The sequence below is a fragment of the Bradyrhizobium sp. USDA 4369 genome (assembly GCF_054056435.1).
The window spans coordinates 8,085,845-8,100,843 of sequence record NZ_JBSRYH010000001.1 but is presented as its reverse complement, the minus strand read 5'-3'; the positions used below and the strand labels follow the sequence as shown (position 1 = coordinate 8,100,843).

At 65.0% G+C, this 14,999-nt stretch carries 15 protein-coding genes; 11 read left to right on the top strand and 4 right to left on the bottom strand.

Annotation, left to right across the window (positions count from 1 at the left end; genetic code table 11):
* Positions 1-213: 213 nt before the first annotated feature.
* The 9 genes from ACVIJ6_RS36700 to ACVIJ6_RS36660 all read left to right on the top strand — a co-directional run bounded on the left by ACVIJ6_RS36700 (position 214) and on the right by ACVIJ6_RS36660 (position 8,686).
* Positions 214-1,113 (top strand): LysR family transcriptional regulator, encoded by a 900-nt coding sequence (locus ACVIJ6_RS36700; RefSeq protein WP_456776751.1) that lies wholly within the window; start codon positions 214-216, stop codon positions 1,111-1,113.
* Between the two features lie 303 nt (positions 1,114-1,416).
* On the top strand, positions 1,417-2,793 hold the full coding sequence (locus tag ACVIJ6_RS36695) for an MFS transporter (RefSeq protein ID WP_456776750.1): 1,377 nt from the start codon (positions 1,417-1,419) through the stop codon (positions 2,791-2,793).
* A 60-nt stretch (positions 2,794-2,853) separates the two neighbouring features.
* A complete protein-coding gene (locus ACVIJ6_RS36690; RefSeq protein WP_456776749.1) occupies positions 2,854-3,879 on the top strand; it encodes an amidohydrolase family protein in 1,026 nt (341 codons plus the stop codon).
* A gap of 15 nt (positions 3,880-3,894) precedes the next feature.
* Entirely contained in the window at positions 3,895-4,590 is a 696-nt protein-coding gene (gene ligK, locus ACVIJ6_RS36685) for a 4-carboxy-4-hydroxy-2-oxoadipate aldolase/oxaloacetate decarboxylase (protein ID WP_456776748.1), read from the top strand.
* Between the two features lie 6 nt (positions 4,591-4,596).
* Positions 4,597-5,535 carry a DUF1932 domain-containing protein gene (locus ACVIJ6_RS36680; RefSeq protein WP_456776747.1) on the top strand — a complete coding sequence of 313 codons (939 nt, stop codon included), beginning with the start codon at positions 4,597-4,599 and terminating at the stop codon, positions 5,533-5,535.
* 8 nt (positions 5,536-5,543) lie between these two features.
* The gene (locus tag ACVIJ6_RS36675) at positions 5,544-6,458 is read left to right on the top strand and encodes an amidohydrolase family protein (RefSeq protein ID WP_456776746.1); all 915 of its coding nucleotides are present in this window, start codon (positions 5,544-5,546) and stop codon (positions 6,456-6,458) included.
* A gap of 13 nt (positions 6,459-6,471) precedes the next feature.
* A complete protein-coding gene (gene ligA / locus ACVIJ6_RS36670) occupies positions 6,472-6,861 on the top strand; it encodes a protocatechuate 4,5-dioxygenase subunit alpha (protein WP_009030426.1) in 390 nt (129 codons plus the stop codon).
* Positions 6,862-7,725, top strand: coding sequence for a class III extradiol dioxygenase subunit beta (locus ACVIJ6_RS36665; RefSeq protein WP_456776745.1), 864 nt, complete (start codon positions 6,862-6,864; stop codon positions 7,723-7,725).
* A gap of 1 nt (position 7,726) precedes the next feature.
* The gene (locus ACVIJ6_RS36660; RefSeq protein WP_456776744.1) at positions 7,727-8,686 is read left to right on the top strand and encodes a Gfo/Idh/MocA family oxidoreductase; all 960 of its coding nucleotides are present in this window, start codon (positions 7,727-7,729) and stop codon (positions 8,684-8,686) included.
* A 70-nt stretch (positions 8,687-8,756) separates the two neighbouring features.
* Here the strand turns inward: ACVIJ6_RS36660 and ACVIJ6_RS36655 are convergent, their stop codons facing one another.
* The 3 genes from ACVIJ6_RS36655 to ACVIJ6_RS36645 are packed head-to-tail and all read right to left on the bottom strand — an operon-like array spanning position 8,757 to position 11,653.
* Entirely contained in the window at positions 8,757-9,911 is a 1,155-nt protein-coding gene (locus ACVIJ6_RS36655) for an ABC transporter substrate-binding protein (RefSeq protein WP_456776743.1), read from the bottom strand.
* A 24-nt stretch (positions 9,912-9,935) separates the two neighbouring features.
* Positions 9,936-10,787, bottom strand: a complete 852-nt coding sequence (locus ACVIJ6_RS36650; protein WP_456776742.1) for an amidohydrolase family protein — start codon at positions 10,785-10,787, stop codon at positions 9,936-9,938.
* 23 nt (positions 10,788-10,810) lie between these two features.
* Positions 10,811-11,653 carry a shikimate dehydrogenase gene (locus ACVIJ6_RS36645; protein WP_456776741.1) on the bottom strand — a complete coding sequence of 281 codons (843 nt, stop codon included), beginning with the start codon at positions 11,651-11,653 and terminating at the stop codon, positions 10,811-10,813.
* 261 nt (positions 11,654-11,914) lie between these two features.
* On the opposite strand from ACVIJ6_RS36645, the gene ACVIJ6_RS36640 reads away from it, so the two are divergent.
* Entirely contained in the window at positions 11,915-13,432 is a 1,518-nt protein-coding gene (locus tag ACVIJ6_RS36640; RefSeq protein WP_456777169.1) for an AMP nucleosidase, read from the top strand.
* A 48-nt stretch (positions 13,433-13,480) separates the two neighbouring features.
* Positions 13,481-14,458 (top strand): MBL fold metallo-hydrolase, encoded by a 978-nt coding sequence (locus tag ACVIJ6_RS36635; RefSeq protein ID WP_456776740.1) that lies wholly within the window; start codon positions 13,481-13,483, stop codon positions 14,456-14,458.
* A gap of 89 nt (positions 14,459-14,547) precedes the next feature.
* On the opposite strand, the gene ACVIJ6_RS36630 is transcribed toward ACVIJ6_RS36635, so the two are convergent.
* On the bottom strand, positions 14,548-14,871 hold the full coding sequence (locus ACVIJ6_RS36630; RefSeq protein ID WP_456777168.1) for a winged helix-turn-helix transcriptional regulator: 324 nt from the start codon (positions 14,869-14,871) through the stop codon (positions 14,548-14,550).
* Positions 14,872-14,999: the final 128 nt, after the last annotated feature.

Here is a 14,999-nt window from a genome sequence, read left to right as displayed (position 1 = left end):
ATTGGGCACGGCGCGGCTCCACGCTCCGCTGTCGTCCCTGCGAACGCAGGGACCCATACCGCGGACGGCCGATTGTTGGAAAAGACTCCGTGTCACCTTCCTTTGCCAACAACCACGGCCGGTGGCTATGGGTCCCTGCGTTCGCAGGGACGACAGTCGGGGGTGGGGCGGGCAGCCGGGCAAACTGACGGGCAATATTCGGGTCCCCTGCCCATGAACCTCAAGCAGCTCGAATATTTCGTGCAGGTCGCCGAGCTCGGCTCGTTCAGCAAGGCCGCGAGCGTGCTCGACGTGGCGCAGCCGGCGCTGTCGCGGCAGGTGCGGGCGCTGGAATCGGAGCTGAAGCAGCAGCTGTTCGCGCGCAACGGCCGCGGTGTCGAACTGACCGAAGCGGGAAAGCGGCTGCTCGATCACAGCGTCGGCGTGCTGCAGCTGGTGGCGCATGCGCGCGAGGATCTCGGCGCCAGCCGCGATGCGCCGGTCGGCCGCGTCACCATCGGCCTGCCGCCGAGCATCGCGCGGCAATTGACGTTGCCGCTGATCGACCGCTTCCGGAAGGAGTATCCGGCGGCGCGGCTGGCCGTCGTCGAGGGGTTGTCGACGCATGTGGTGGAGTGGGTCACCACCGGACGCATCGATGTCGGCATGGTCTACAATCCGGAAGCCCAGGCCGGCATCGAGATCACGCCGGTGCTGCAGGAGCCGCTCGCGCTGGTGAGCCATGCGCCCAAGGGCAAGCGCCGCATCACCGCGCCGCTGCCGATGGCCGAACTGTCGCGCTACAGCCTGATCATGCCCGAGCGCGTGCATGCCATGCGCAGATTGCTGGAGACCCAGGCCGCACTCGCCGGGATCAAGCTCGACATCGCCTGGGAGGTGTCGAGCGTGCCCTCGATCATCGACCTCGTCTGCGCCGGCTACGGCCACGCCGTGCTGACGCCGAGCGGCGTCGCTGCCTCGGGCCGTGCCGGCGAACTCGCCATCCGCCCCCTGACCGAGCCCGCCCCGACCAGCGTGCTGTGCTTCGTCACCTCGGCGCACAAACGGCCGACCCCGCTGGCGCAGCAGACGATCAAGCTGGCGACCGCGCTGATCAGGAAGCTGCCGCGGTAGGCTGACTCGCTCGGCTTGGGCAGTGTCACCCTCCCCCTCCAGGGGAGGGTGGCACCTGGGGCGCCGCCGTCACGCGCAATCCGCGGTCCGGCGCGTTCAGACCCATTCTAAAATCAGCATGGCTCATTTGGTATCTTATGCCGATATGGAATAGCTGATAGAAGCCCCCCGGCGCTGGTGTGCCCTGGCGCGCTCGGTCACATAGCCGGTCAAGCCGCCGAAGCAGCAGGGCCGATTGCGCGAGGAGCGCGCCTGCAGACCTCGGTTGACGAGCCAGAAACAGCACCCAGGGAAGCAGAAGCGATGCCAACGACCGGCCGTGTCGACGTCCAGGCCTTTCTCGACGATCACCCGTTCTCCGCCTTCCAATGGCTGATCTTCGCCCTCGGCTTCAGCATCGTGCTGCTCGACGGCTTCGACACCGCGGCGATCGGCTTCATCGCGCCGTCGCTGTTGAAGGAGTGGGGCATCGAGAAGTCGGCGCTCGGGCCGGTGCTGAGTGCGGCGTTGTTCGGACTTGCCGCCGGCGCGCTGCTCGCCGGCCCCGTGGCGGACCGGCTCGGCCGCAAGCTGGTGCTGGTCGGCTCGGTCCTGGTCTTCGGCGTCGCCTGTCTCGTCTCGGCCTTCGCGACCAATCTGACGGAGCTCACCGTGCTGCGCTTCGTCACCGGTCTCGGCCTCGGCGCGGCCATGCCGAACGCCGTGACGCTGCTCAGCGAGTATTGTCCGGGCCGGCTGCGCGCCACCATGACCAACCTGATGTTCTGCGGCTTCCCGCTGGGCGCGGCCTGCGGCGGCTTCCTCGCGGCCTGGATGATCCCGCAATGGGGCTGGCGCAGCGTGCTGGTACTCGGCGGCGTCACGCCGCTGGTGCTGACCGTGCTGCTGATCGCGATCCTGCCCGAGTCCGTGCATTACCTGCTGTCGCGCGGCGCCGGTGTCGAGCGTGTCCGCAAGGTCATGCGCCGGATCTCGCAGGCCGCGAACGATGTCGGTCAGTTCGTGATGCTGGAGCCGGAGCATGCCGAGACGACGCGGCGCGTCAACGCGACCGGCATCGGCATGGTGCTGTCGCCGGTGCTGCGCATCGGCTCGCTGATGCTGTGGATCACCTATTTCATGGGGCTCGTGATCTTCTATTCGCTGATCAACTGGATGCCGATCCTGTTCAAGGATGTCGGGCTGAGCCCGCAGACGGCGACCTTGATTTCGGCGCTGTTCCCGCTCGGCGGCGTCGGCGCGGTGTTCTTCGGCTTCCTGATGGACCGCTTCAACGCCAACCGCATCGTCGCGGTCGGCTATGCGCTGACCGCGGTAACGATCTTCCTGATCGGTCAGGCCGCCGGCAATATGGGCTTCCTGGTGGTGATCGTGTTCGTCGCCGGCGTCGTCATGAACACCGCCCAGTCGTCGCTGCCGGCGCTGGCCGCCGCCTTCTATCCGACCCAGGGCCGCGCCACCGGCGTCGCCTGGATGATGGGCATCGGCCGTTTCGGCGGTATTGCCGGCTCCTTCCTGGTCGCCGAATTGACCGCGCGGCATCTGACCTTCAGCGAGATTTTCACCGTGATCGCAGTTCCCGGCTTGATCGCGGCGCTCGCCCTTGTGGTAAAGCAGGTCGTGGGACCGGGAGGCCGCGCCAGCGGCAAGGATGTCGGCGCCCCCGTGGCGGCGCATTGAGCGGATCGTTGCTGAGCCGATCGCTGCTGGCTCGCGAGACAATCTGAGGGAGAGACTGACGTGATCATCGACGTGCACGGCCATTACACGACGGCTCCGAAGGCGCTGGAAGAATGGCGCAACCGGCAGATCGCGGGCATCAAGGACGCTTCCGTGATGCCGAAGGCCTCCGAGCTCAAGATCAGCGACGACGAGCTGCGCGAGAGCATCGAGGCCAACCAGCTCAAGAAGATGAAGGAGCGCGGCAGCGACCTCACCATCTTCTCGCCGCGCGCGAGCTTCATGGCGCACCACATCGGCGACTTCCAGGTGTCCTCGACCTGGGCCGCGATCTGCAACGAGCTGTGCTACCGCGTCAGCAAGCTGTTCCCGGACCATTTCATCGGCGCCGCGATGCTGCCGCAGTCGCCCGGCGTCGACCCCAAGACCTGCATTCCCGAGCTGGAGAAGTGCGTCAAGGAGTACGGCTTCGTCGGCATCAACCTGAACCCGGATCCGTCGGGCGGTCACTGGACCTCGCCGCCGCTGTCGGACCGGCACTGGTATCCGATCTATGAGAAGATGGTCGAGCTCGACATCCCCGCGATGGTCCACGTCTCGACCAGCTGCAACGCCTGTTTCCACACCACGGGCGCGCATTATCTCAATGCCGACACCACGGCGTTCATGCAGTGCCTGACCTCGGACCTGTTCAAGGACTTCCCGACCCTGAAGTTCCTGATCCCGCATGGCGGCGGCGCGGTGCCGTATCATTGGGGCCGGTTCCGCGGCCTCGCCCAGGAGCTGAAGAAGCCGCTGTTGAAGGATCATCTGCTCAACAACATCTTCTTCGACACCTGCGTCTATCACCAGCCCGGCATCGATCTGCTGACCGGCGTGATCCCGGTCGACAACATCCTGTTCGCGTCGGAGATGATCGGCGCCGTCCGCGGCATCGATCCGGAGACCGGCTTCTATTACGACGACACCAAGCGCTACATCGAGGCCGCCAGGCTGACTCCCGAGCAGCGCCACCAGATCTACGAAGGCAACGCGCGGCGTGTGTTCCCGCGGCTCGACGCCGCGTTGAAGGCCCAGGGCAAGTGATTTAGGACCATCGCGATGAGCATTCCCATGAACAATCTCGGCATCGTCAAGACGAAGATCACCCGCGCCGACAAGGTGGCGGTGGAGAAGCTGTCCAAGTTCGGCGTCGCCACCATCCACGAGGCGATGGGCCGCGTCGGCCTGATGCAGTGCTACATGCGCCCGATCTATCCCATGGCGAAGATGTGCGGCACCGCGGTCACCGTGCTGCTGCAGCCCGGCGACAATTGGATGCTGCATGTCGCGGCCGAGCAGATCCAGCCTGGCGACGTCGTCGTCGCGGCCTGCACGGTCGAGAACACCGACGGCTTCTTCGGCGACCTGCTCGCCACCAGTTTTCGCGCCCGCGGCGCTCAGGGCCTTGTGATCGACGGCGGCGTGCGTGACGTCGCCGATCTCACCGAGATGCAGTTCCCGGTGTTCTCGCGTGCGATCTCGGCGCGCGGCACGGTCAAGGCGACGCTCGGCTCGGTGAACATCCCGATCGTCTGCGCCGGCGCGGCTGTCAATCCGGGCGACGTGATCGTCGCCGATGTCGACGGCATCGTCGTCGTGCCGGCCGCGGTCGCCCACCAGGCGGCGGATGCGGCCGCCGCCCGCGAGGCCAACGAGGCCGACAAGCGCGAGAAGCTGGCGTCCGGCGTGCTCGGTCTCGACATGTACAAGATGCGCGAGCCGCTGGCGAAGGCCGGGCTCAAATACATTGATTGATCCACGATGAGTGCGGCGTCCACCCCCAATCCTTCGAACCGATGGCATGTCGGGCTGATCGGCTATGGCGAGGTCGGCAAGATCCTCGCCGAGGATCTGCGCAAGGACGGCGTGCGCGTCTCGGCCTATGATGTGAAGCTCGCGGATTCGCGTGGCGACGCGATGCGCGGCCACGCCGAGAGCATCGGCGTGGCGCTCGCAGCCTCGCACGCCGAGCTGGCGGCGCAGGCCGACTTCGTCGTGTCCGCCGTCACCGCGAGCCAGGACGTCGCGGTCGCCGAGGCCTGCGCTGCGACCATCAAGCCGGGCGCCTGGTTCCTCGACTTCAACTCGGCCTCGCCCGGCGCCAAGCAGCGCGCCGCGGCGCTGATCGATGGGGCAGGCGGGCGCTATGTCGAGGGCGCCGTGATGACCTCGGTGCCGCCCTATCGCATCAAGGTGCCGCTCCTGCTCGGCGGCGCCGGCGCGCGCGAGCTGGCGCCGCTGCTCAACGAGCTCGGCTTTGCGGCGAAGCCTGCCAGCGACAAGCTCGGCGTCGCCTCGGCGACCAAGATGTGCCGCAGCATCATGATCAAGGGCCTCGAGGCGATGGTGATCGAGAGCTTCACCACCGCGCGCGCCTATGGCGTCGAGGATGCGGTGATCGCCTCGCTGCAGGAGACCTTTCCCGGCATCGACTGGGAGAAGCAGGGCGCCTATTTCTTCCAGCGCGTGATCGAGCATGGCCGCCGTCGCGCCGAGGAGGTGAGGGAGGTCGCCGAGACCGTGCGCGACATCGGGCTGAGGCCGTGGTCGGCGCAAGGCACCGCCGAGCGCCAGGCCTGGGTCGCCGATCTCGCCGATGACGGCCTGTTCGGTCCGCGTGGCACGAAAGAATTCGCGCGCAGCCCGGACTGGCGCACCGAGGCCGATCGCATTCTCAACAAGATCAAGTCCAAGGAGTAGGGAACCTCATGGAGTTCCAGAAGACCCCGGGATGGCTCGACTGGTACGACGGCCCGTCGAAGCCGCGCTTCAAGGTGCCGGCCGGCAGTGTCGACGCGCATTGCCACGTGTTCGGCCCGGGCGCCGAATTCCCCTATGCGCCCGAGCGGAAGTACACCCCCTGCGATGCTTCGAAGCAGCAGCTGTATGCGTTGCGCGACCATCTCGGCTTCGCCCGTAATGTCGTGGTGCAGGCGACCTGCCACGGCGCCGACAATCGCGCGATGGTCGATGCGCTCGTGCATTCCAACGGCAAGGCCCGCGGTGTCGCCACCGTCAAGCGCAGCGTCACCGACGCCGAGTTGCAGGCGATGCACGAGGCCGGCGTGCGCGGCGTCCGCTTCAACTTCGTCAAGCGGCTGGTCGACTTTACGCCCAAGGACGAGCTGATCGAGATCGCCAACCGCATCAGCAAGCTCGGCTGGCATGTCGTGATCTATTTCGAGGCGGTCGACCTGCCGGAACTGTGGGACTTCTTCACCTCGCTGCCGACCTCCGTGGTCGTCGACCACATGGGTCGCCCCGATGTGACCAAGCCGGTCGACGGTCCGGAGTTCGAGCTGTTCGTAAAGTTCATGCGCGAGCACCAGAACGTCTGGTCCAAGGTGAGCTGCCCGGAGCGTCTCTCGGTCAAGGGACCGCCGGCGCTGAATGGCGAGCAGAACGCCTATCGTGACGTGGTGCCGTTTGCGAAGCGCATCGTCGAGACCTTCCCGGATCGCGTGCTTTGGGGCACCGACTGGCCGCATCCGAACCTGAAGGACCACATGCCGGATGACGGCCTGCTGGTCGATTTCATTCCGCATATCGCCGTCACCGCGGAGCTGCAGCACAAGCTCCTGGTCGACAACCCGATGCGGCTGTACTGGCCCGACGAATCCTAAGAGGAGGGAAGCGATGTCGCTCGACAAACCCTATACCGACGTTCCCGGCACGACCATCTTCGACGCGGACATGTCGCGGATGGGCTATCACCTCAATCAGTTCTGCATGTCGTTGATGAAGGCGGAGAACCGCGCCCGCTTCAAGGCCAATGAGCGTGCCTATCTCGACGAATGGCCGATGAGCGAGGAGCAGAAGCAGGCGGTGCTCGACCGTGATCTGAACCGCTGCATTGCGCTTGGCGGCAACATCTACTTCCTCGCCAAGATCGGTGCGACCGACGGCAAGAGCTTTCAGCAGATGGCCGGCAGCATGACCGGCATGACCGAAGACCAATATCGCGAGATGATGATCAAGGGCGGCCGCTCCCCCGAGGGCAACCGCTACACCGGGGAGAAGAAGTAAATGGCCCATATCTCCGCAAGCGTTTTCACCTCGCACGTTCCGGCGATCGGCGCAGCCCTCGACCTCGGCAAGACCGGCGAGGACTATTGGAAGCCGGTGTTCGCCGGCTACGACTTCGCCAAGCAGTGGGAGAAGGAGCAGAAGCCCGACGTCGTGTTCCTGGTCTTCAACGACCACGCGACCGCCTTCAGCCTGGAGATGATCCCGACCTTTGCGATCGGCACCGCCGCCGAATATCAGCCGGCCGACGAAGGCTGGGGCCCGCGTCCCGTGCCGAAGGTGATTGGCCACCCCAGGCTCGCCGCGCATATCGCGCAGTCGGTGATCCAGGACGATTTCGATCTCACCATCGTCAACAAGATGGATGTCGATCACGGCCTCACCGTGCCGCTCAGCCTGATCTTCGGCGAGGTCGATGCCTGGCCGTGCCCGGTGATCCCGTTCGCCGTCAACGTCGTGCAATATCCGGTGCCGTCGGGCCGCCGCTGCTTCATGCTGGGCAAGGCGATCCGCAAAGCGATCGAGAGCTATGACGAGCCGCTCAACGTGCAGATCTGGGGCACCGGCGGCATGAGCCACCAGCTGCAGGGCCCGCGCGCCGGCCTGATCAATCGCGAATGGGACAACATGTTCCTGGATAAGCTCATCAACGATCCCGAAGGGCTCTCCAAGGTGCCGCATATCGATTACGTGCGCGAGGCCGGCAGCGAGGGCATCGAGCTCGTGATGTGGCTGATCGCACGCGGCGCCATGAGCGACGTCAACGAGACCAAGAAGGGCAACGCGCCGACCGTGCGTCACCGCTTCTACCATGTGCCGGCCAGCAACACTGCGGTCGGCCATCTGATCCTGGAGAACAACTGATATGGGCAAGACCATCAAGGTCGCGCTTGCCGGCGCCGGCGCCTTCGGCATCAAGCATCTCGACGGCATCAAGAACATCGACGGCGTCGAGGTAGTGTCGCTGGTCGGCCGCCGCTTTGACCAGACCAAGGAAGTCGCCGACAAATACGGCATCAAGCACGTCTCGACCGAGCTCGCCGACAGCCTCAAGCTGTCGGAGGTCGACGCTGTGATCCTCTGCACGCCGACGCAGATGCATGCGGCGCAGGCGGTCGACTGCCTCAAGGCCGGCAAGCATGTTCAGGTCGAGATCCCGCTCGCGGATTCGCTGAAGGACGCGCAGCAGGTCGTTGAGCTGCAGAAGGAGACTGGCTTGGTCGCGATGTGCGGCCACACCCGCCGCTTCAATCCCAGCCATCAGTTCGTGCACAAGAAGATCAAGGCCGGCGAGTTCCACATCCAGCAGATGGATGTGCAGACCTACTTCTTCCGCCGCACCAACATGAATGCGCTGGGCCAGCCGCGCAGCTGGACCGATCATCTGTTGTGGCACCACGCCGCCCATACCGTCGACCTGTTCGCCTATCAGGCGGGCTCGCCGATCGTGAAGGCCAACGCGATCCAGGGACCGATCCACCCGACGCTGGGCATTGCCATGGACATGTCGATCCAGCTCAAGGCCGCCAATGGCGCGATCTGCACCCTGTCGCTGTCGTTCAACAATGACGGCCCGCTCGGCACCTTCTTTCGCTACATCGGCGATACCGGGACCTACATCGCCCGCTACGACGATCTGGTGAACGGCAAGGAGGAGAAGATCGATGTCTCCAAGGTCGATGTCTCCATGAACGGCATCGAGCTGCAGGACCGCGAGTTCTTCGCCGCGATCAAAGAGGGTCGCGAGCCCAACGCTTCGGTGGCCCAGGTGCTGCCCTGCTACCAGGTGCTGCACGACCTCGACGAGCAGCTCGCCAAGGGCTGACACATTCCCTCCTCGCGCGCGTTGCGTGCGGCGCGGGGAGGGCGCTCTCAGACGTCGATCCCGCGATCGCCTACGGCGCCTTGGCCGGCTTCAGCTTCGGCAGCGTCGCTACGATCTTCTGCTTGCCGTCGACGATCTCGGCCAGGAAGCTTTCGCGGTCGATGTCGCCGTTCTGGTCCCAGCTCGCCTCCATCAGCATGCCCGGCGCCTTGTCCGGGGTCAGCGTCAGGCCCTTCATGGTGGCGCCGAAGGCGTGGCCATCGAACTTGCCGATCATCTCGGTCACGTATTTGACGAGATAGACCGCGGTATAGCCCTTGATGCCGTTATGGTCGGGCCAGTAGCGGTAGCGGTCGTTGAACTTCTTCGCAAAGGCCTGGATGGCAGGGACAGGCGCATCGGCGCTCAGGCCGACATGGCCGCGCACGCCGTTGGCCGCCTGGCCCGCGAGCTCGACGACCTTCTGGCTGAGCAGCGTCGTCTCGCCGAACAGCGGCACCGACAATCCCTGACGTTTTGCTTCGATCAGGAAGCGCGCGCTCTCCTCTTCATTGGTATAGACGAAGATCGCGTCCGCCTTCACGTTCTTCAGCTTGATCACGTCGGAGCCAAAATCGACCTGGCCCTGCTCCGTGGAGATATCGGACACCACTTCGATCCCGCGCGTCTTCATCTCCTTGACGAAGCTGTCGCGCCCGCCCTTGCCGAAATCATTGTTGACCCAGACCACCGCGACCGATGTCACCTTCAACTGGTCATGCAGATAGTTGGCGATCTTCGGCATGCTGAACTGCTGGCCGAAGGCGGTACGAAAGATCCAGGGATTGCCCTGCGTGGTGATATCGGCGGCCTCAGCACCGACGATCTGCGGCACCTCGGCCTGCTGGGTCAGCGCCATGTTGACCTTGACCGAGCCGGAATAGATCGGGCCCAGCACCACATAGGGCTCTCGGTCGAGCACCTTCTGGACCTGGGCGCGGGAGACGCCGGGATTGCTCTGGGTATCGAGGTGCTCGGTTGCGATTCTGCGGCCGAGAATGCCGCCGGCAGCGTTGATCTCGTCGACCGCGAGCGCGACGCCATCGCGCCAGTTCGTGCCCGATACGGCACCGGGGCCGGACAGTTCGACAACGTCGGGGATGTAGACCGTGTTCTCCGCCTGGGCCAGCCCCGTCCACAGTGACGCCGCGATCGCCACACTGCTCAGTCGCCCCAAATGCCTCATGACGTCCTCCCGATTGTTTTTTGCTTATGCTGATGAACTCATCGACGTCTCTGCAAAGCCCAGCAGTCGTGACGGGGTTCGCCACAGCAGCCGGTGCTGATCGTTCGGGTCTGGAAAAATCTCTGCGATGAGGGCCAGCAGCGGCCCGTAGTCGAGGCGTTCGGGCGCGCGCAGGAAAGGCCAGTCCGAGCCCCAGACGCAGCGATCGAGCGTGAAGGCCTCGACCAGCGCGGCGATGAACGGCCACGTATCCGCATGAGGGTAGGGCTGCCGGGCGAATTTGTAGGGACCGGACAGCTTCACATAGGCGTCGCGATTGCGGCCCAGCGCAAGCAGGGCCTGGAAGGACGGTGCCTGCAGCCCGCGTTCGATAGTGGGCCGGCCGCAATGATCGATCACCAGGCGGACCTTCGATCTTTCGATCAGCGGCAGCAGATCGAGCAATTGGTCATGCTCGACCTGGATCTGCAGGAACAGGTCGAGCTCGACGAGCTTGTCGAGGAGTGGCGCGGCGTCGGTGTAATAGTCGGTGCCGTGAAAGGGGGTGTTGAACGCGATGCCAATGACACCCGCGGCCTTCAACCGCGCGAGATCGTTGATGTCGACGTCCTTCTCGACGACCGCGACGCCCTTGAACCTGCCATTCGCGCGCGCGAGCGTATCGAGCAGAATGCGGCTATCGGACCCGTAGCCGGAATTGGTCGCGACGACGAGCGCGTGCCGGACGTCGAAGACGTCGAGAACGCGGATCAGATGCGCAGCGGGCGCGATCTCCTGCCCGCCCGGACGATAGGGCGTGTCCGCCGCGTAGGGAAACCGCGCGGGATCGATGACGTGGAGGTGGCAATCGATCCTGGGCCCTGTCGGAAGTACCATGCAAAGCCATGCCTAATCAGGGGTCAGAACGTCGCTTGAATGGCCTTGATCAGCTCGGGCGTCACGTCGGGCAGCACGCCGAACCAGGCCTGGAAAGCGAGACGCGCCTGGTTGAGCAGCAGGCCGAGCCCATTGACCGTCGTGCAGCCGCGCTTACGCGCATCCGCCAGGAATGGTGTCTCGAGCGGCGTGTAGATCAGGTCCGCGACCAGCGTCCGTGCGGAGAGTTGTGCGAGGTCGATCTCGAGCGCCGGCTTGCCGATCATGCCGCGATCGGTGCTGTTGATCAGCAGGGCGACATCGGCGACCGCGCGCGAGCGGTCGTCCCACGGCAACGTGCTGATCGCCGGTCCGAACTCGGCCGCGATGGCATGCGCCTTCTCGGCGGTGCGGTTGGCGATGCGGATGTCGCGGGCGCCGTTCTCCAGCAACGCAACGACCACCGCGCGCGCGGCGCCGCCGGCGCCAAGCAGCAGGATCGGGCCTTCGTCGGCGCGCCAGCCCGGCTTGGCGTCGCGAAGGCTCTGGACAAAACCATTGCCGTCATTGTTGAAGCCGCTCAGCGTGCCGTCGGCCTCGACGACGATGGTGTTCACGGCGCCGATGCGGCGTGCGGTCTCGTTGACGCGATCGAGCAGCGGCATCGCCGTCTGCTTGTGCGGCATGGTGACGTTGCAGCCGCGAAAGCCGAGGGCAACCAGGCCTGCGAGCGCATCCTTGAGCCGTTCCGGCTGCACCGCCAGCGGCACATAGGCGCCGCGCAGGCCATGCGCGTTCAGCCAGAAATTGTGAATGGTGGGGGAGCGGGAGTGCGCGACGGGCATCCCGATGACGCCGGCCAATCCAAAACCGTTTGCTTGCGACATGCGACGCAACCGCTCCTCACCTCTGGGCTTCGACCTGTGCCGGCCGATATTGAAACCGTCTTAAGCGGAACGGCCAACGCGGGCAATTGAAACGTTTAGGCATGATCTCCGCTTGCAGTATGTCTCTTCGCGATGCAGCGTATCCAAGGGATCGATGCCCCGTCCGTATTCAGCGTCGCGTGACGCATCCCCTGGGCAAAGCGAGGTGCAGTTTCTATGATCGTGCCGCGCCGCATCGAGCATCCCGGATCTGCCGGTGTCATGCAGATCGGGCCAGACAGCAAAGGATCGCCATTGACCGTGCAAGCCCCGCCACCTGTGGCAACCGAAGCCTTCACCGACGCCGCCGCCGCGGTGGCCCGCCTCGAAGAGATCTATGAGCGCAACACGGCATATCTGCGCGGCCATTTCGAGGCCTATGCCAACGGCGTCGTGCCGGCGACGCGGATCCGGGCGACCTATCCGTTCGTGCGGCTGACCACTGCGAGCCATGCCCGGCTCGACTCGCGGCTCGCCTATGGCTTCGTCGCCGGGCCCGGCGTGCACGAGACCAGCATCACGCGTCCGGACCTGTTCCGCTCGTATCTGACCGAGCAGATCCGCCTGCTGATCGAGAACCATGGCGTCCCCGTCGAGATCGGCGAGTCCGCCGAGCCGATCCCGGTGCATTTCGCCTATCGCCGCGACATCAACATCGAGACGGCGCTGCCGCATCACGAGAGTCCGCTGGTGACGCGCTCCCTGCGCGACGTATTCGATGCGCCGGATCTTTCGACGATGGACGACACGATTGCCGACGGCACGCTCGAGCTGAAGCCGGGCATGCCGGAGCCGCTGTCGCTGTTTCGTGCCGCGCGTGTCGACTACTCGCTGCGCCGGCTCTATCACTATACGGGCACCGATCCCGACCACTTCCAGAACTTCGTGATCTTCACGAACTATCAGTTCTATGTCGACGCCTTCGCGGATTGGGGCCGCCAGCAGCTCGCATCGGGGCAGGCCGGGCCCGAGGCCTTCGTCGAGCCGGGCAACGTCATCACCCGCAACGCGCGCCTCGGCGGCGGCACTACTGGCTCTCCGCCGGTGCGCACGCCGCAGATGCCGGCGCTTCATCTCATCGAGCCCGGGCACCAGGGCATCACGCTGATCAATATCGGCACCGGTCCGTCGAATGCCCGCAACGTCACCGACCACATCGCGGTGCTGCGGCCGCATGCCTGGCTGATGGTGGGCCATTGCGCAGGCCTGCGCAACACGCAGCGGCTCGGCGACTACGTGCTGGCGCACGGCTATGTCCGCGAGGATCACGTACTCGATCAGGAGCTGCCGCCCTGGGTGCCGATCCCGGCGCTGGCCGAGGTGCAGGTCGCACTCGAGGAGGCGGTAAAGACGGTCACCGGCTATTCCGGCTTCGAGCTCAAGCGGGTGATGCGCACCGGCACGGTGGCCAGCGTCGACAATCGCAACTGGGAGATCTCCGGTCCCGCCGTGATCCGGCGGCTGTCGCAGTCGCGCGCGATCGCGCTCGACATGGAATCGGCCACCATCGCCGCCAACGGCTATCGCTTCCGCGTGCCCTACGGCACCTTGCTCTGCGTCTCCGACAAGCCGCTGCATGGCGAGATCAAGCTCGCGGGCATGGCGAGCGACTTCTACCGGCAGCGCGTCGGGCAGCACCTCCAGATCGGCCTGAAGGCGCTCGAGCTCTTGAAGCAGCAGGAGTCGGAGCGGCTGCATTCGCGCAAGCTGCGCAGCTTCGCCGAGGTGGCCTTTCAGTAGAGATCTTGGCCCGGCCAAGAAGACTCACAAGAAAAGGGAAGAGACAGAATGAGAACCGTGTTGACGCTCATGGCGGTCGCCATGCTCGCATCCGGACAGACGGCGAGTGCCGATACGATGAAGGTCACGTTGCTCGGTACGGGAACGCCAACGCCGCGCGTGAATAGCTTCAGCGCATCGACGTTGATCGAGGCCGGTGCCGAAAAGCTGCTGTTCGACTTCGGCCGCGGCTCGACGATCAGGCTGTTTCAGAAGCGCGTCGCTCTCGGCTCCATCACCGCGCATTTCATCACCCATCTGCACTCCGATCACCTCGTCGGACTGCCGGACATGTGGCTGAGCGGCTGGATTGGAACGCCCTGGGCGTCGCGCAAATCTCCCATGATCGTCTTTGGTCCCAAGGGGACGGTGGCCATGACGGAGAACCTGACCAAGGCTTTCGCGGATGACATTCGGATTCGCGAGGACGACGAGCATCTTCCTCCAGAGGGAGTCGCCTTCGCTGCCAAGGATATCGAGCCCGGACCTGTCTATGACAAGAACGGCGTCAAGGTGACGGCGATCGAGGTCAATCACGGTGAGAAGATCAAACCATCCTTCGGCTATGTGATCGAGTATGACGGGAAGAAGGTCGTGCTCTCTGGGGACACCAGATACGACGAGCGGATCGCTAATGCGGCGAAAGGCGCCGATCTGCTCGTTCACGAGGTTGCCGTGATCGAGCCGGAGCTGTCGAAGAGCTATCCGTCCTATCGCGAGATCGAAGCGCACCACTCCTCTCCTGAAGAGGCGGGCAAGATCTTCTCGATCGCAGGCACGAAGCTTGCGGTCTACTCGCACATCGTCTTCGCGACGTTGAAGCCACTGCAAGACGTTCCTGAGGACACGCTGATCGCGCGGACGAGAACGACGTATCGCGGCCCGTTGGTCGTCGGGCACGACCTCGATTCGTTCGCGATTGGTGAGGATGTGCAAGGATCGGATGCCAATAATCAGGCCATCCGCCCGCTGCGTGCGGATCAGTAGGCTGCTGGCGTCGACAAGCTGGGTGCAGCTCCGGTGCCATTGGTTCTTCAACAGCAGCGGGAGCGCCCGGCGGGCGCTGTGTGCCGATATCAGCGGCCCCAGCGCTGGTCGAAAGCCTGCCGGGCCTGCTCGACCTCGGGCATCTTGGCGATGGTCCAGGCGTAGAGCGCGCGGAACGGCGGCTGCAGGGTGCGGCCGAGCGGCGTGATCTCGTATTGGACCGCCACGGGCGAATCCGCGATCACCTCGCGCGAGACGAGGCCGTTGCGCTCGAGACGGCGCAGGCACTGCGTCAGCGCCTTCTGGGTGACGCCTTCGAGCTGCTTCTTGATGGCGTTGAAGCGCAGCGGGCCGGAATCGAGCACGGCCAGCACCATCATCGACCATTTGTCGGCGATCTGGTCGATCAGCACCCGGCTCGGGCATTCCGACGAGAAATGCTGCGGCTTGCAGCGCGGCGGGGTGGTTTCTGCATTCGGCGCGGCCGTCACGGCAGTGGTTTCCTCGGATATACCTGAGCGACTTCAGGTGCCTGATTGAC